At 63.9% G+C, this 16,521-nt stretch carries 17 protein-coding genes and 1 pseudogene; 10 read left to right on the forward strand and 8 right to left on the reverse strand.

All coding sequences use genetic code 11. The features are described from left to right. Positions 1–11 precede the first annotated feature (11 nt). Positions 12–356 (forward strand): arsenate reductase (glutaredoxin), encoded by a 345-nt coding sequence (gene arsC, locus G7A66_RS13765; protein WP_174296271.1) that lies wholly within the window; start codon positions 12–14, stop codon positions 354–356. Here arsC and G7A66_RS13770 read toward each other — a convergent pair. Then, on the reverse strand, positions 353–1,750 hold the full coding sequence (locus G7A66_RS13770; protein ID WP_408609274.1) for an MFS transporter: 1,398 nt from the start codon (positions 1,748–1,750) through the stop codon (positions 353–355). The genes arsC and G7A66_RS13770 overlap by 4 nt on opposite strands. Positions 1,751–1,953: 203 nt before the next feature. Between G7A66_RS13770 and G7A66_RS13775 the strand changes: the two genes are divergently transcribed. Beyond that, positions 1,954–2,526, forward strand: coding sequence for a class I SAM-dependent methyltransferase (locus G7A66_RS13775; RefSeq protein ID WP_232366908.1), 573 nt, complete (start codon positions 1,954–1,956; stop codon positions 2,524–2,526). 3 nt (positions 2,527–2,529) lie between these two features. Here the strand turns inward: G7A66_RS13775 and G7A66_RS13780 are convergent, their stop codons facing one another. After that, positions 2,530–3,351, reverse strand: a complete 822-nt coding sequence (locus G7A66_RS13780; RefSeq protein WP_174296233.1) for a glycerophosphoryl diester phosphodiesterase membrane domain-containing protein — start codon at positions 3,349–3,351, stop codon at positions 2,530–2,532. Positions 3,352–3,425: 74 nt separating this feature from the next. On the opposite strand from G7A66_RS13780, the gene lipB reads away from it, so the two are divergent. Continuing rightward, positions 3,426–4,082, forward strand: coding sequence for a lipoyl(octanoyl) transferase LipB (gene lipB, locus G7A66_RS13785; RefSeq protein WP_174296234.1), 657 nt, complete (start codon positions 3,426–3,428; stop codon positions 4,080–4,082). A gap of 2 nt (positions 4,083–4,084) precedes the next feature. After that, on the forward strand, positions 4,085–4,417 hold the full coding sequence (locus tag G7A66_RS13790; RefSeq protein ID WP_174296235.1) for a hypothetical protein: 333 nt from the start codon (positions 4,085–4,087) through the stop codon (positions 4,415–4,417). A gap of 25 nt (positions 4,418–4,442) precedes the next feature. Here the strand turns inward: G7A66_RS13790 and G7A66_RS13795 are convergent, their stop codons facing one another. Beyond that, complete coding sequence (locus G7A66_RS13795; protein ID WP_174296236.1) at positions 4,443–5,543, reverse strand: alkene reductase; 1,101 nt, start codon at positions 5,541–5,543, stop codon at positions 4,443–4,445. A gap of 59 nt (positions 5,544–5,602) precedes the next feature. Here G7A66_RS13795 and G7A66_RS13800 point away from each other — a divergent pair, with 59 nt between their 5' ends. After that, a complete protein-coding gene (locus G7A66_RS13800; RefSeq protein ID WP_232366909.1) occupies positions 5,603–6,601 on the forward strand; it encodes a DMT family transporter in 999 nt (332 codons plus the stop codon). Here G7A66_RS13800 and G7A66_RS13805 read toward each other — a convergent pair. The 3 genes from G7A66_RS13805 to G7A66_RS13815 all read right to left on the reverse strand — a co-directional run bounded on the left by G7A66_RS13805 (position 6,579) and on the right by G7A66_RS13815 (position 9,963). After that, positions 6,579–7,901 (reverse strand): DUF2254 domain-containing protein, encoded by a 1,323-nt coding sequence (locus tag G7A66_RS13805; protein ID WP_174296237.1) that lies wholly within the window; start codon positions 7,899–7,901, stop codon positions 6,579–6,581. The two genes, G7A66_RS13800 and G7A66_RS13805, sit on opposite strands and share 23 nt — an antisense overlap. 81 nt (positions 7,902–7,982) lie before the next feature. Continuing rightward, positions 7,983–8,993 (reverse strand): quinolinate synthase NadA, encoded by a 1,011-nt coding sequence (gene nadA, locus G7A66_RS13810; RefSeq protein WP_174296238.1) that lies wholly within the window; start codon positions 8,991–8,993, stop codon positions 7,983–7,985. A gap of 85 nt (positions 8,994–9,078) precedes the next feature. After that, complete coding sequence (locus G7A66_RS13815; RefSeq protein ID WP_174296239.1) at positions 9,079–9,963, reverse strand: MBL fold metallo-hydrolase; 885 nt, start codon at positions 9,961–9,963, stop codon at positions 9,079–9,081. Between the two features lie 98 nt (positions 9,964–10,061). On the opposite strand from G7A66_RS13815, the gene glpK reads away from it, so the two are divergent. Then, a complete protein-coding gene (glpK, locus tag G7A66_RS13820) occupies positions 10,062–11,534 on the forward strand; it encodes a glycerol kinase GlpK (protein WP_174296240.1) in 1,473 nt (490 codons plus the stop codon). Between the two features lie 26 nt (positions 11,535–11,560). Here the strand turns inward: glpK and G7A66_RS13825 are convergent, their stop codons facing one another. Together G7A66_RS13825 and G7A66_RS13830 are read right to left on the reverse strand one after the other, a co-directional pair. After that, complete coding sequence (locus G7A66_RS13825; RefSeq protein WP_174296241.1) at positions 11,561–12,064, reverse strand: DUF1465 family protein; 504 nt, start codon at positions 12,062–12,064, stop codon at positions 11,561–11,563. A gap of 105 nt (positions 12,065–12,169) precedes the next feature. Then, complete coding sequence (locus tag G7A66_RS13830; RefSeq protein ID WP_174296242.1) at positions 12,170–12,367, reverse strand: YdcH family protein; 198 nt, start codon at positions 12,365–12,367, stop codon at positions 12,170–12,172. 231 nt (positions 12,368–12,598) lie between these two features. Between G7A66_RS13830 and G7A66_RS13835 the strand changes: the two genes are divergently transcribed. From G7A66_RS13835 to G7A66_RS13850, 4 genes and pseudogenes are all read left to right on the forward strand, one after another. Further along, entirely contained in the window at positions 12,599–12,754 is a 156-nt protein-coding gene (locus G7A66_RS13835; protein WP_174296243.1) for a YdcH family protein, read from the forward strand. Positions 12,755–12,799: 45 nt separating this feature from the next. Continuing rightward, positions 12,800–15,070 carry a phosphoenolpyruvate--protein phosphotransferase gene (gene ptsP / locus G7A66_RS13840; protein WP_174296244.1) on the forward strand — a complete coding sequence of 757 codons (2,271 nt, stop codon included), beginning with the start codon at positions 12,800–12,802 and terminating at the stop codon, positions 15,068–15,070. A 171-nt stretch (positions 15,071–15,241) separates the two neighbouring features. Then, complete coding sequence (locus G7A66_RS13845) at positions 15,242–16,123, forward strand: helix-turn-helix domain-containing protein (RefSeq protein ID WP_174296245.1); 882 nt, start codon at positions 15,242–15,244, stop codon at positions 16,121–16,123. Between the two features lie 85 nt (positions 16,124–16,208). Next, a pseudogene (locus G7A66_RS13850) lies at positions 16,209–16,521 on the forward strand (tetratricopeptide repeat protein); the annotation flags it as partial.

Raw genomic sequence — 16,521 nt, forward strand, 5'->3', positions numbered from 1 at the left:
GAGCGAAAATGATGAAGGCGACCATCTGGCACAATCCTCGTTGCGGTACCTCGCGCAACACTCTGGAAATCCTACAATCACGGGGTGATGTGAGCGTCGAGATCGTGGAATATCTCAAGACCCCGCCGACTGCCGTCAAGCTGCGCCAGCTTTACTCGGATGCCGGGATTGCTCCGCGCGATGGACTCCGGCTGCGCGGGACCGATGCCGAGGAGCGCGGTCTGACCACTGCGGATGACGAAACGGTGCTTGCCGCCATGGCCGCCGATCCGGCGCTGATCGAGCGACCTCTCGTCGAAACGGACAATGGCGTGCGGCTTTGCCGGCCCAAGGACAAGGTATTGGAAATCCTCTAGAAGTCGCCCCGGGCTTCGAGCACCTCGTCACTTTCCAGGCTGCGCCAGCCGATCAGGGCGACCACGGCGCAGAACGCAGCGATGATGCCGAAGGCAAGCCACGGCTGCCAGCCATAGATAAGAACCCCGATGCTGGGCGCGAATATGTATGCCGCCCCGTTCACCGAAGCGACCACGCCGCCGATCTGGCCTTGTTCGCTGCGATTGACGGCGAGGGATGCGCCCGATGTGAAACCCGGTCGAAACAAGCCGAAGCCCAGCGATGCGACCGATACACCCAGCGCGATGGCGTGCAGATCGCTCGCCGCGCCGACCACCAGCGTGCCGATGAAGGCCAGCATCACACCCCACAACGTTGCCGAACGCGGTCCCATCTTCAATGTCGGGATCAGGCCCCATTGCGCCAGCAGCGTCGCGAAGGCGCCTGCCATCAGGACGATGCCGATCGGTCCGGTTCCCTCGTCAGGCGTGGCGCGCAGGCCCAGGCGGTCGAGGACGAGAAAGCCGACGATGCCCAGCAGGGCTGCCTGTGCATGGCCGCCGAGCAGGCCAGCCACGATCCACGGCCGCAGGCGGCGGTCGCGCCACGATAGGTTCGGGATGTCGGTCACCGGTGCCGGTTCGCCCTCTGCTCGGTCCGGCTCCTGTTCGCTGCGCACGACATTGTTGTTGGAACTGGCGCTGAAGGGGGCGGCCAGCACGTCCCCGCGCGCGGCATAGGTGGGATCGTCGCCCGGCAGGCGCAGGCGCAGGGCGACCAGCACGACCGCCGCGATGGCCGAAAAGATGAGGAAGGGTCCGACCAGCCGCGGTCCGTCAAATACCAGCAGCGGGGCCAGCGCAGGGCCGATGACGGTGCCGAGGCCGAAGCTGGAGGCGATGAGCGACAATGCCTTGGTGCGTTCGGATCGCGGCGTGCGGCTGGCGACATAGGCCTGCACGGCGGGCGGGGCGGCGGACCCGAATCCGCCGTAGAGGCTGCGCGCCGCAGCGAAGAATATCAGCGTCAGCGTGGCCGAAAGGGCACCGGCGAGGCCGAACCACAGAATCAACCCGCACAGGGTAAAGCTGGAGATGAAGCCGATCAGGCCAAGCGCCATCATCGCCTTGCGCCCGCGCCGATCGGACCTGCGCGCCCAGAACGGGGCCATGATTACCCACAGCAGCGCCGACCATGTATAGGCCGCGCTGATCCAGACGTCGGCAACGCCCAGTTCCGTGCCGATGGAGGGCATCACCGATTGCATTGCCGTGTTCCCGGCGGCGGTCACCAGCATGACCATGAACAGCAGGGCCATTCGTTCGCGGGATATCGTGCGAACCGCTTTCTCGCCGGGATCGCCGCCTGCCGGCAAGCCACTGGTTGTGGGATCGGGATCGGAAAGGGCTGCCATCATGGGCCGCGCTACGCCGCAAACACTCCCCGCGCAATAAGCGACAAACACTTGCGCCGCTTGCCAATCAAGGCTGAATTTGCGAGGCGTCCCGGCACACGGCCGTGCCGACAGGGCGGGGCGCTTGACAGGTATGTGTTTTGACGAGTCATGATAATCTGACGTTGCGCCGCCGGCCGGCCATTTCTGGTCGGTTAAGCAAGATGCTGGGCCAGTGGGGCGTGTTCTTTCGCGGTTTCGTGGAACATCCGCGCATGGTCGGGTCGATCATCCCATCGTCGGGGTTCACGATCCGCAAGATGCTGGAACCGGTGAAATGGGACGAGTGCCGCCTGTTCGTCGAATACGGCCCTGGCGTGGGTACATTCTGCGGCCCAGTGCTGGAACGGCTGCGCCGCGACGGCAAGCTGATCGTCATCGATACGAACGAACTCTATATCGATTATCTCAACCGCACCATCGACGACAGCCGCTTCCTGGCGGTTCTCGGGTCGGCTGCCGACGTCGAAAGCATCGTGCGGGACAATGGCTTCGACCATGCCGATTACGTGCTTTCGGGCCTGCCGTTCTCGACCCTGCCGAATGGTGTCGGCCCTGAAATCGCCGCCGCCACGCACCGCATCATCCGGCCCGGCGGCGCGTTCCTCGTCTATCAGTTCTCCGCCGCCGCGCGCGACTTCATGGCGAAGCATTTTGCCCACATCGAACAGGGCTTCGAGATGTGGAACGTCCCGCCCTGCCGCCTGTTCTGGGGCTTGAAGGACGACGCCGCCTGATCTTCAGTCGGCGGGCTGTCTGCTGCCTTTGACCGCGCCTGCCATCTGCGCATACATCGACACCAGAATACCGCTGAACACGATCCCGACCAGGGCACCGAGCAGTCCGTTGACGAGGCCGAGGCCGAATGTCTCGATCTCCGGTCCGGCAAGTGCCAGAGGCAGCCCGAAGATGAAGCCGAGCACGATACTGAGCACGATGTAGGGTATCACCAGCAGGATAAAGAAGGCGAGCATCTTCCAGACGTGCGGTTTTGTCAGGCGCCAGGATGTCGCCAGGGCCTTCATGGGGTTGCGCTGTCCCTTCAGGACGATTGTCGGAAGAGTAAGGGACAGGCGCGTGATTACATAGGCTGTTGCGAGCAGGATGAGCGTCGCCACGGCAAAGCCCAGAGGCCCGCTTTCGCCCAGCCCGAGCATGCCTGCCAGCAGCCCGATTACCAGAGCGACGATCGTGAAGCTCAGGACATAGCCGATGATGAAGGTCAGGAACGCCCCTATCAGCGTGGGCAGGGATCGGACTGCAAGCCTCAGCGCCTGTGCCACCGTAGGGCGATCGCCGCCCATCAGCGCCACCATGGCCATATAGGCAATATGGCCGAGGATGAAGGATAGCAGGCCGAAGGTCACGATCGGCACGGCATGTTCGGCAATGGCCGCCGAAATCGCTTCGGCGTCGGCACCGGGCGCCGACAATGCGGCAAGATCGGGAGCGGCGACGTAGAACAGGATGCCGGGAAGTAGCAGGAACACCCCTGCGATGACCGCCAGGATCTGGAAATTGGCGCGCGTCAGGCCCAGCGCCTCACTCCACGTCCTGCTCATGTCGAATGTCATCTGGTGCCCCTAATCGCAATCGCGCTCTTGATAAGCGAAGCGGGGCAGGCCACGCAATGGCGATGACCCAGTTAGACGCCGATAAGATCGAGATCCGGCAGGATGAGGCGCGCATACCCTATCGGCAGGCGCTGGCCGAAATGGATGCGCGCAACCGCGCGATAGCAAGCGGCGAAGCGGCCGAGATGATCTGGCTGCTGGAGCATCCGCCCGTCTACACCGCGGGCACCAGCGCCGCCGCCGACGAAATGCTCGACCCGCGCTTCGAAGTGGTGGAGGCGGGGCGCGGCGGACGCTATACCTATCACGGCCCCGGGCAGCGGATCGGCTACGTCATGCTCGATCTGACCAGGCGGGGCCGCGACGTGCGCAGCTACGTCCATTCGCTGGAGCAATGGGTGATCGACACCCTGTCCGATCTGGGCATTGCCAGCCGCCGTTCTCCGGGACGGATCGGCATCTGGACGGACGACGGCGGGTCGGAAGCGAAGATCGGTGCAATCGGGGTCAGGGTGCGCCGGTGGGTGACCATGCACGGCTTTTCGGTGAACCTCGCGCCCGATCTGTCGCATTTTGCGGGCATCGTGCCCTGCGGCATCGCAGATTTCGGCGTGACGAGCATGGAAAGGCTGGGTAATCGCGTGAGCGCCAGCCGTTTCGACGAGGCCTTGCTGGCGAGGGTGCCCGATTTCCTGGCGCATCTGCAGGACGGAGACTGAAGATGAAGCGCATTTTGTGGACCATGCCGGTGGCGGCGGCGCTGGCTCTGTCTGCCTGCAAGGACGATCCCGCGCCCGTGACGAACAATGCGCAGGATGCCGAGGGGCAGGTCGCGGGCGGAACCATCAGCGACGCGATGCTGCCGCTGGCGACTGTGCGCTCAGGTAATTCGCAATCCGCACCGATGGCGAGGAATGGCACGAGCAGCCGTGCTGTTGCCGGTAACGGCGCAGATGAAGAGGGCGCCGCAGGGGATGAAAGCGACGCGCAGGAAGAAGCAGTTGTTGCCGAACCCGTCGAGGATACGCCAGCCACGGAGGAGGAGGCGGAATAAAGCCTCCCCCTCCGCAGAATATGCGTCAGGCAGCTTCCTGCTCTTCGAGCGTCGGGTAATCGACATAGCCTTCCGCGCCGGGCAAATACCAGCTTTGCGGCACGTTCCGGTTCTCCGCCAATTCGGCGCCCACAGCGATGCGCCGGTCGAGGTCGGGGTTGGAGATGTAAGGCCGGCCGAACGCCACCGCGTCGCATTTCCCGGACACAATACCCGCCGCAGCTTCCTCGGGCGTGTAATCGCTGTTGAGGACCAGCGGTCCTGAAAAGATCTCGCGGATCATCGGGCTCTGCTTCGGAACTTCGGTCGATCCGAAGGTGCCATCGGGGCCGGGTTCGCGCAGTTCCAGGAAGGCGAGGCCCAGATCCTCGATCACGCGGGTTGCAGCACCAAAGGTCGCTGCGGGATCGCTGTCGTCGCAGCCCTGCGTTTCGCCATTGGGCGACAGGCGCACAGCGACGCGGTCGGCCCCCCAGACCTCGATCAGCGCGGTCAGCACTTCGCGCAGAAAGCGGGTGCGGTTTTCCGGGCTGCCGCCATATTCGTCGGTGCGCTTGTTGGTGGAATCGCGCAGGAACTGGTCGATTAGATAGCCATTTGCGCCATGCAGCTGCACGCCGTCGAATCCTGCTTCCCTGGCATTGATCGCCGCCTGCCGGTAATCGCCGACGACGCGGGCGATTTCCTCCACGGTCAGCGCGCGGGCGGGTTCGTAATCCTTGCGGCCCTCGTAAGTGTGTGCATGGCCGGGAGCCTGCGTGTCGGATGCCGAAACCGGTGCATCGCCGCCGAGGAAGTCGGGATGCACCAGCCGACCCATGTGCCACATCTGCAGCATGATGCGGCCACCTGCATCGTGCACGGCTTTCGTCACGTCCTTCCAGCCTTCGACCTGTTCTTCATTCCAGATACCGGGGGCGGATGGCCAGCCAAGGCCTTCGCGGCTTATGCCGGTCGCCTCACTGATGATGAGGCCTGCACCGGCGCGCTGGCGATAATAGGTCGCGACCATCTCGTTCGGGACGCCGCTTTCCCCGGAACGTCCGCGCGTCAGCGGAGCCATGAGGATGCGGTTCGGTGCCTTGATCGCGCCGAGGTCGAGAGGTTGGAAAAGCGGTTCGTGCATGGTTTCTCCTTGGGTGATTTAATTTCGCTCCGCGCCGAATTCGGGTTTATGGCGCCTCGATGAACGAAGATGGGTCAGCAGCGCCGGTTCGCAACCACGAGAGCATTTCGCGGCCCGATAGCATTTCTTCGCTCAGCAGCGATACGATGGCTGCGCCGCCCAAGGTGCTGGCCGAAACGGCACCGGCAAGCAATGGCCCGCGCTGGCTGCTCCTGTTTGCCTTGCTTGCGGGCAATGTCGCGTTGGCGCTGGGTCCGTGGTCGGTGCGGCTTGCCGATAGCGGGCCGGTCGCAGCTGGTTTCTGGCGCCTGTTTCTGGCCATCCCGTTCCTGGCCCTTTTCGCGCGGCAGAGCGGGCAGGCGCTGACGCCAGTTCCCCGGGGCGTGTTCCTTGCGATCATCGCGGCTGGCGTGGTCTTCGCGCTCGATCTTGCCAGCTGGCACATCGGCATCGCCGCCACCCGGCTCGGCAATGCGACCCTGTTCGGCAATTCCGGCAGTCTCATCCTGATGATCTGGAGCTTCGTTCTGCTCCGCCGCTTGCCGCGCGGAATGGAATGGGCAGCGATCATCAGCGCAGTTGCGGGCGCTGCGATCCTGTTCGGGCAGTCGCTGGAAATCAGCCGCGAGACATTGGCAGGCGATCTGTTCTGCCTGCTGGCCGGACTGTTCTACGCCGGATATCTGCTGCTGTTGCAGAATGTGCGGCGCACCATGGGCAGCTGGTCCATCCTGACGTGGTCGAGCGTAGCAGGCGCGCCCGTGCTGCTGGCGATTGCTCTTTTGCGCGGCGAGCCTGTCTGGCCGCAGGACTGGACGCCGCTGGTGACGCTGTTCATTTCGAGCCAGCTTGTCGGGCAGGGCCTGCTGGTGTTTTCCCTGCGGCATTTCTCGCCATTGATCATCGGCCTGGCACTGCTGACACAACCCGCCATTGCGGCGCTGTATGGCTGGGGCTTCTTTGGCGAGGCGGTCGGCGCGGTCGATGTTCTGGGCATGGCGCTGCTCGGCTGTGCACTGGTGCTTGCGAAGACCGTCAGCGAGCGAGCTTCTGCGTGAAGACGACGTAGCGCGCTTCGAGGTCCACCAGATCCGGACCGGTGATGTTTTCGCGTATCTGGTCCATCAGTCTGTCACCTGCGCGGGTCATCACCCGGCGGCGGTGAGCATCGTCGAGCATCAGCGAGGCGTTGATCAGCGCATCGAACGTGATCAGCGCGGCGATGCGGCTTGTCGCCACTGCCCCGCGCATCGCCCCGAAGCTGCGTTCGACAAAATGGTCAAAATCGTCCTTCAGCGGGATCAGCAAATCGTCGCTGGGATCTTCATCCTCGCCATAGCGGACTGACAGGTCGCGCCGCACCAGTTCGGCCAGCGCCGCGCCCAGCCAGTGGATCGCTGTAACGGCCGTGAACGGATCGTTCACGCCGGGTGACAAGGCGCGAAGGCCGATCTCGACCAGTTCGTCTATGAGGAACTGCAAATCCTGCGATGTGGTCCGCATCGCGCCGAATGCGAAACAGTCGCGGACTCCATCGTCGGGAAGGTCGTGAACCACGTCGAGATCGCGCCAATAGGCGATCACCATGCCGGGATGGACGAAATCGCCCGGCCTGACGCCAAGCGCCAGCCTTCCTTTCTCCCGCTCCGCCAGCTTTCTCAGCCGCTCGTAATCGATGATCTGGATGTAGCCCGTCTGCTTGGCCAATATCGCGCGACCTTCGGTATGCTCCAGCGTCACCGCGCCGCGATTGGGCTTGTCGTAGCGGGTCTCGATTTCCTTCAGCAGTCGCGATCCGATGCCTTCGAGAACGCTGTTGATGCGGATCGATGCGGGGACATGGTTCAGGAAGTACACCAGCACCATGATCGCTACCGCCATGAAGGCATAGGCAACCAGCAGCGACAGTTGCGGAACGAAGCCGGGCAGCGCGTCCTGCGAAGCTGCGAAGAGTGGGGTCTCCCCTTCAGCACGCACACTGCGCAGAACGGTCACCGAATAGACGAAGGTGCCGATGAAGGTGGCAAGGCTCAGTTGATTGCCGCGGTCTTCCATGAAGTTGGTGAGCAGCCGCGGGCCGTAGGTTCCGCTGGCATAGGCCACGGCGGCGATGGTAATGGAAAATACGGTCGAGGCCACCCCGATCATCGAGCCGGAAATTACCGTCAGCATGTCCGTCGCGCTCTGCGGGCGGGCGGGGTCGAGCCATTGCAGTTCCTGGATGATCTCGGCATAGCCGTGCTTGTCGAGCCAAGTGGTTACCAGCGCCAGCACCAGTGCCGACAGGGCGAACAGGGCGGGGAAGAACCAGTAACTGGCGTTCACGCTCTGCCAGAACGCCTTCAACCTGGTGATCATGCCGCCGCCCCGATCCGTCCGCTTATCTACTGCAACGCTGCACCGCGCGGAACGGTGCCCGCTGCCGTATTTGGTTTACCGTCAGTCGCGCTTGTGGCCGAGGTCGCTACGGACGCCGAGATCGCCCTGGCCGATCGTGCCGCTCGCCATTTCGAGCATCTTGTCGAGGCTCTGCTTGGCCTTCAGGCGCAGATCTTCCGCGATCTCGATGCGCGGTTCCAGATCGCGCAGGGCGGCGTAGAGCTTCTCCATCGTGTTCAGCGCCATGTAGGGGCAGATGTTGCAGTTGCAGTTGCCATCGGCACCCGGCGCACCGATGAAGTTCTTCTGCGGCAGCGCCTTTTCCATCTGGTGGATGATGTGCGGTTCCGTCGCCACGATCAGCGTGTCGCCTTCGAAGGTGCCGGCGAATTGCAGAATGCCGCTGGTCGATCCGATGTAATCGGCATGTTCGACGATATGGGCAGGGCATTCGGGATGTGCCGCCACGGGAGCATCGGGGTGCTGCGCCATCAGTTTCATCAGTTCGGTTTCGCTGAAGGCCTCGTGCACGATGCAGACGCCGGGCCATAGCAGCATTTCACGATCGAACTTGCGGTTGAGGTAACCGCCCAGGTGACGGTCCGGCCCGAAGATGATGGGCTGGTCGCGCGGGATCTGCGACAGGATCGTCTCGGCGCTGGAACTGGTGACGATCACGTCAGACAGGGCCTTCACCTCGGTCGAGCAATTGATGTAGGTCAGCGCGATGTGATCGGGATGGGCGGCGCGGAAGGCGCGGAACTGGTCGGGCGGGCAGGAATCCTCGAGGCTGCACCCTGCGTCCATGTCGGGCAGCACGACGATCTTTTCCGGGCTGAGGATCTTGGCTGTATCGGCCATGAACTTGACGCCGCAGAAGGCGATCACATCGGCGTCGGTCGCGGCGGCCTTGCGGCTCAGTTCAAGGCTGTCGCCGACGAAATCGGCGATGTCCTGGATTTCGGGCTTCTGGTAATAATGGGCGAGGATGACGGCGTTCCGCTCCTTGCGAAGGCGGTCGATCTCGGCCCTGAGATCGGTGCCGGTGGGTAATTTGTTCTCAACGCTCATATCGTCTGCCCTTGCTGCCGCACGAAGCGGCTATGTCTCTGTTACGGCCTGCGAAAAATGCTCGAGGCGGATAATCGCCTGCCCGTCAGCCCTCACGCCATATATCTGCCGAACGAGCGGCTTGGCCGCGGCGTTCCAGATCGATGAGATGCGCCTTCACGCTCATCCGCGCTGCGGGGATCAGGCGCGGGTCCAGCCCCTTGTACATCTGCGGCACCATATCCGCGATCGTCTGCGGGTTTTCGCCCAGCAGGCGCAGGATCTGCCGTTCGCGCTGGCGGCGGTGCCCCATCATGCTGCGCACCAGTTGGCGAGGCTTTTCGACCGCGGGACCGTGGGCGGGGTAATAGATACGGTCGTCGCGCTGCTGCAGCTTTTCGAGGCTCGCCATGTAATCGGCCATGTCCCCGTCCGGCGGCACGACGACGCTGGTCGACCAGCCCATGACGTGGTCGCCGGTGAACAGCGCCGAGGATTCCTCCAGCGCGAAGCACAGGTGGTTCGAAACATGGCCGGGCGTGTGCACGGCGCGCAGGGTCCAGTCCGGCCCCTCGATTGCTTCTCCATCGGCAAGCACGCGGTCGGGCGCGTAATCCGTGTCGAAAGGCGCATCGGCGCGGGGGCCGTCCGTTTCGATTGCCAGCGGAGCGCAGCCGATGATCGGCGCTCCGGTGCGGGCGGCCAGCGGCGCGGCAGCGGGTGAATGATCGCGGTGAGTGTGGGTGCAGGCGATGGCCTTCACCCTCGCGCCTTCCAGAGCGCGAGTGAGCGCATCGAGATGGTCCTCATCGGCTGGACCGGGGTCGATGACGGCCACGCTCTCGCCCACGCCGACGATATAGGTCTGCGTGCCCGTATAGGTGTAGGGCGATGGGTTAGGGGCCAGCACGCGGCGCACCAGCGGTTCCAGCACTTCCACCGTTCCGGTGGGTGCCGCCTGTTGCTGGGTCTCGGTCGCGGTTCGGGCCATGGCTTGCATATGGGGTGGAACATGCGTCATGTCACCCTGCCAATTCCCGGCGGAACGGGCGCGCGGCACGCCTGCCGCGGCGTAGGGGGAGTATGCAAATGACGGGCGATCATCTTCTGGTCCTGGATGCCGGGACGACATCCACCCGCGCGATGCTGTTCGCAGGCGATGGCACGGTAGCTGCAACCGCATCACGGGCCTTGTCGCAATTCTACCCCAAGCCCGGTTGGGTCGAACATGATGCCCAGCAGATCTGGCTGGAAACGCTGGCCTGTGCGCGCGAGGTAACAAGCAAGATCGGCGGCGCAGCGAATATTGCCGCCATCGGCATCGCCAACCAGCGCGAAACGGTCGTGGCATGGAACCGCGACACGGGCGAACCACTGTCACGGGCAATCGTCTGGCAGGACCGCCGCACCGCCCGGATGTGCCAGTCCTTGCGCGATGATGGCCACGAAACGATGGTGCAGCAGCGCACCGGCCTGCTTCTCGACCCTTACTTTTCCGCCACCAAGGTGCGCTGGCTGCTCGACAATGACGACGCAGTGGCCGCCGCGGCGAAGGCAGGAACGCTCGCTTTCGGAACGGTCGAAAGCTGGCTGACCTTTCGCCTGTCGAAGGGCGTGCATCTCAGCGACGCCAGCAATGCCAGCCGGACTTTGCTCCTGCCGCTGGACAGTGCTGCACCCGATCCTGAACTCTGCGCCCTGTTCGGAGTGCCGGAGCAGGCACTGCCCCGCATCTGCGACAATGCCGGTGCGCTGGCGGAGGCCGACGCCGAATGGCTGGGCAGGACCATACCGATCACCGGCATGGCGGGCGATCAGCAGGCAGCGACCATCGGACAGGCCTGTCTGGCTCCGGGCGAGGTCAAGGCGACATACGGCACGGGCGCCTTCGTGCTGGCAAACATGGGCGACACCATTCCGCGATCGTCGCACCGGCTACTCGGCACGGTGCTGATGCAGCTTGGCGGCAGGCGAACCTATGCGCTGGAGGGTTCCGTCTTCGTCGCGGGCAGTCTGATACAGTGGCTGCGCGACGAGTTGGGATTGATCAAGACGGCCGCAGAAACGGAAGAACTTGCCCGCTCGGTCGAGAGCAGCGGTGAGGTGACTATCGTTCCTGCGCTGGCAGGGCTGGGCGCGCCGCACTGGAAAGCGGAGGCGCGCGGCGTGATTGCCGGCCTCAGTTTTTCGAGCGGCAGGGCGCAAATTGCGCGGGCAGCGCTCGAATCCATGGCGCATCAGACATGGGATCTGGCGACAGCATTCGCCGCCGATGGTGCGCGCTGGGCCAATTTGCGGATCGATGGCGGAATGAGCGCGAATGACTGGATGGCGCAGGATCTGGCCGACATGCTCGATCTGCCGGTTGAAAGGCCCGAATTCGTCGAAACGACGGCGCTTGGCGCGGCGATGCTGGCGGCGCTGGGGTGCGGCTGGTTCCCCGATCTGGCCGAGGCTGCGAAAGCGATGCGCGGGAATGCGGCCTGCTTCACTCCGCAACTGGATCAGGGACAAAGGGCGGAGAGACTGGCGCGCTGGCGCAAGGCGTTGGCGGCGGCCTGAGCCGCTGGAGGCGCCGCGAACAGGCCTCAGTTCAACTGCATCGCCTGGCCCAGGCGCTGCTGCATCTTCCACACGGGATCGCCGCTGCGACGCCCGGCGGCGTAGTTCCCCTCTGCGTCATCGGAAGCGCGGCGCCAATCCGCATCCAGACGAGCGATACGCTGATGCAACTGCCGGGTCTCGGCGACGATTTCCTGCGTGGCCAGCGGAAGCAGTGCCAGGCATTCCGCATCGGAAAGGCGGTCCGCCGGCAATTTCCCGTGCCGGCGCAACTGGCTTTCGCTGATATCCCCGGCCAGAAAGGCGCGCTGGTTCAACAACCACGCCAGGACATGCATCGTGCGGGTGGTGGTGCGAAGCCCTTCGACGGAATGGGCGATCCGCATCCGGTCCGCGCCCTCGCCACTCGCAAGAGAGCAATCGCCGACAGGATCGATGGTGAACGCCAGGCGGACCTCGTCAGCCAGGGCCATCGCCTGCGCATACAGCGTGTTGATGATGGCGCGGGTGATGTCGGACGAAACTGCCATTGCGAATCGCTAGGGAATCGCCGCGAATCGCGCTAGAGTCGAAATGAAAAAAATCGGCGCTCAAATGCATTCGTCCTCGAAAGGACCTGTGCATAAGTAATGCGATCAGGCGATGATATCGGGCAGAAGAATGTCCGCGACATTCGCAATCTGGTCCTTCAGGCGCAGCTTGCGCTTCTTCAGCCGCATGATCTGCAACTGGTCCGGAGAGTCCGTCATGCTCAACGCATCGATGGCAGCGTCGAGGTCGCGGTGTTCGATGCGCAAGGCGTCGAGCTGCTTGCGCAGGGTCTGTTCGTCCATCCTCCCGGTCCATCCTCGCTGACATTGAATGCAATTCGTCGCTCATGATGCGATGCTCGTCGCTTAAGCATAATGGCGCTCTTCGCAAGGGCGCGATTTCGTGGTTCGTTCGCATTGCGGCGCTTGCCTGTCGGCCAAAAGCCTCAAGCGAGTCGCAGCGATGACCTGCCGGTATTGGTGCCAGGGCGCTGATCCAGCAGGTTTTTGAACGGAGCCGAAAAGGAGAAGTCGATGAACGCGTCCCATGTCGAAAGCCTCGAACGCAAGCATGCCGGTCTTGAGGCACAATTGCGAATGGAGCAGGGCCGTCCCGACCCCGATACGGCGACTATTCAGCGACTCAAAAAGAACAAGCTTCGCATCAAGGAAGAATTGACCGCCAACTGACCGCCTGCATTCCGTGCAGCGTATAACGTGCTATAGGCGGCGGCCATGACAGCCGCCGCCTCAGCCCGATCGATCCTCACCCAGTTGCATGACGTGATGGCCAGCCGCATGCATGCGCAAGGCAAGCTGGACCGCGTAGTCGAGATCATCGGCGAAGCGCTGGATAGCGAGGTCTGCTCGATCTATCTGCTGCGTGACGGGATGCTGGAACTGTTCGCCACGCGGGGGCTGAACCAGGGCGCGGTGCACGTCACGCGCCTTGCGATGGGTGAGGGCCTTTCAGGCACGATCGCCGACCGTATCGAAACCCTGAACCTCGCCGAGGCGAAGGCGCATCCCGACTTCCTCTATCGCCCCGAAACCGGCGAGGAGAAGTTCAACAGCTTTGCCGGAGTGCCCATCGTCCATCGCGAACGGGCCGTCGGCACCCTGTGCGTCCAGCATGTCGATCCGCGCCGGTACGAGGATGTGGAGATCGAGGCATTGCAGACCACCGCAATGATCCTGTCCGAACTCATCGCCAATGCGGGGCTTGTGGATGAGGAAGCCGTGCGCGGCCTGACGGTGGAGCAAACCGGCCCGGCGCTGCTGAAAGGCCTCGCCCTGGTGAAGGGCGTGGCGTGCGGCGACGCTGTCTTCCACCAGCCGCGCGTAACCATCGACCAGATCGTCGCTGACGATACCGAGGCCGAGCGGCAGCGCGTCTATCGTGCTTTCGACCGGATGCGCGAACAGATCGACAAGATGACGGCGCAGGCCGAATTCGGCGTTGGTGGCGAGCTTGAGGAGGTGCTGCAGACCTATCGCATGTTCGCCTATGACGAAGGCTGGGCTCGGCGCATCAACAGCGCCATCGATTCGGGCCTGACGGCAGAGGCCGCCATCGAGCGGGTGCAGCAGCATACCCGCATGCGCATGCGCGAGATCGACGATCCGCTGCTGGCCGACCGGATGCACGATCTGGAGGATCTGGCGAACCGCCTGCTACGCATCGTTTCGGGCCAACTCGGTACCGCCGCCACGCAGGGGCTGCGCCGGGACACTATCTTGATCGCCCGTAATCTCGGCCCCGCAGAACTGCTGGAATATGACCGCCGCCGCCTGAAAGGCGTGCTGCTCGAGGAAGGATCGCTCACCGCTCACGTGGTCATCGTCGCGCGCGCAATGGGCGTGCCGGTGCTCGGCCGCGTGCAGGGCCTGCGCGGCGTTGTGAACGATGGCGACACCATCCTGCTGGACGCCGACAGCGCATCTGCCACCGTGCGACCGGCGCAGCCGATGGCGGAGGATTTCGCCGCCCGCATGGCTGCCTCGCGAAAGAAGCAAGCCTCTTATGTCGAATTGCGCGATGTGGAACCGTTCAGCCGCGACGGGCAGCGCGTACAGGTGATGATGAATGCGGGCCTGCGTGACGACATGCCGAGCCTCGCCCTGACAGGCGCCGACGGCATTGGCCTGTTCCGCACCGAATTTCAGTTCCTGGTTTCCGCCACCCTGCCGCAGCGCGACCGGCAGACGCGCCTGTATCGCGATGTGCTGGACACGGCGGGGGACAAGCCGGTGATCTTCCGCACCGTCGACATCGGCGGCGACAAGGCCGTGCCTTATCTTCGCCCCGGCGCGGCCGAACTGGACGAGAACCCGGCGATGGGCTGGCGGGCGCTGCGCCTCGCTCTCGAACGTGAAGGTCTGTTGAAGGCGCAGGCCCGCGCGCTGCTGGAGGCCGCCGCCGGACGGCCGCTGAATGTCATGTTCCCGATGGTGAGCGAGCCCTGGGAGTTCGACGCTGCCAAGGCCGTGTTCGAGGATCAGCTTCAGTTTTTACGATCGCAGAAAAAGGTGCTGCCCGATCAGATCCGCTACGGGGCGATGCTCGAGGTTCCTGCTCTTGCCGAGGTTCTGGACCAGCTGGCACCGCGGCTCAGCTTCCTGTCCATCGGCACCAACGATTTGACCCAATTCCTGTTCGCGGCCGACCGCGCCAATCCCAAGCTTGCCGAACGGTATGATTGGCTGAGCATTTCGATCATGCGTTTCCTGCACCGCATCGTGCAGGCAACCATCCGCTATCCGGTGGATCTGGGCGTATGCGGTGAAATGGGCGGCCGCAGGTTGGAGGCGCTGGCGCTGCTGGGATTGGGTATCCGGCGCCTGTCGATCAGCCCCGCTTCGGTGGGGCCGATCAAGGAATTGGTCCGCAAGGTGGATCTGACGGAGATCGGTGATTTGATGACCGGCTTCATCAATTCCCCGCCGGACAATCTGCGCCAGGCGCTGCAGGCCTGGGCCGACGAACGCGAGATCGAGACAGATTAGCTGCCCTTTACCGTTCGAAGGGCGCAGCTTGCCGCAGCGTTGTGGGTTTTGAACAATGCAGATGCTTGACAGGAGTAGCGCGCGCCTCTTGTCTGTGGTTAACAGGCGTTCGGCGCGGCCAGGATGCTGCGCCGGATCAGGACCTGATCAGGGATCGCGACGGGAACACGCATGACGGACGAGGAAACGGGTATTCACGAAGGCATCGCCTATGGCGGAGCCGGGGAAAAGCTGCGCGCTGCGCGCGAGGCTGCCGGGCTGACGCTGGAACAGGTTTCCGCCGAAACACGCATACCCGAACGGCATCTCGCCGTGATCGACAGCGGCGATTTCGATGCTCTGCCGGCTCGGACCTACGCGGTAGGTTTTTCGCGCTCCTACGCCAAGGTGGTAGGACTGGACCCCCGTGAAATCACCGACGAAGTGCGGGCCGAACTTGGTCATTCGCGTCCCGCGCAGCAGCAGCGCGCGGCCACTTTCGAACCCGGCGATCCGGCGCGGGTTCCCTCGCGCGGCCTCGCCTTCTTTGCCATTTTCGCGATCCTCCTGCTGCTGGTTGGCGGTTTCATGTTCTATCGTGCCTATTTCGCACCCGGATCGGGCCCTGCGCCACTGGTGGCCGACGAAACGCAGATTGCCGGAGCAACGCCGGGCGCAGCAGTTGTCGCTGTTCCGACGCCTCAGCCGACGGGGCCGGTCGTGTTCACCGCTCGCGGTGAGGCATGGGTGCGCTTCTACAATGCCGATGGCGATGTCCTGATGGAAAACGTTATGAACGAAGGGGACACCTATACCGTGCCCGCAGATGCCAACGAGCCGCAATTGCGCACCGGTCGGCCCGATCTGCTGGACATCACTGTCGGTGGCCGGTCGTTGCCGCGCCTGGCCGAGGACGACCAAGTCATGTCGGACATTCCGGTAAATGCAGAGGCGCTGCTGGCGCGTAACGAAGGGGCGATGCAAACCCCCGCACCGACCGGCACGGCAGGCGGCGCGACCCCGACGAGCGCTGCCCCTGCACCAGCAGTACCGGCAGGCCGCACGACGAACTGACCGTGCGAATTCGTTCAGCCGCCGTTCGGCGCCGCCGGGCCAAAGCTGAAGTGCAAAAGATCACAGGGATCAGAGGGTAGATACGATGATGAGCCGATTGTCGGAAAACAAGACGACCGCGCCGCGATTTGGCCGCGCCCTGCTGGGCGGGCTGGCAATCCTGTCCATTGCCGGCACGGCCGTGCCCGCCACGGCGCAGGACAATGCCGAGGTCCGGATCCGCAAGCTGGAGGCCGAGATCAGGGCCTTGCAGCGAAAGGTATTCCCCGGTGCGGACGGTCGCTATTTCGAGCCGGAGATTACCGCCGCTCCGGCTCAACCGACCGGTACGACTGCTCCTTCCACGACGGCGGTCACCGATATTCTCGCCCGGCTCGATGCCTTGGAAGGTTCCATCC

The organism is Alteripontixanthobacter muriae (assembly GCF_013336795.1).
GTDB classification, from domain to species: Bacteria; Pseudomonadota; Alphaproteobacteria; order Sphingomonadales; family Sphingomonadaceae; genus Pseudopontixanthobacter; species Pseudopontixanthobacter muriae.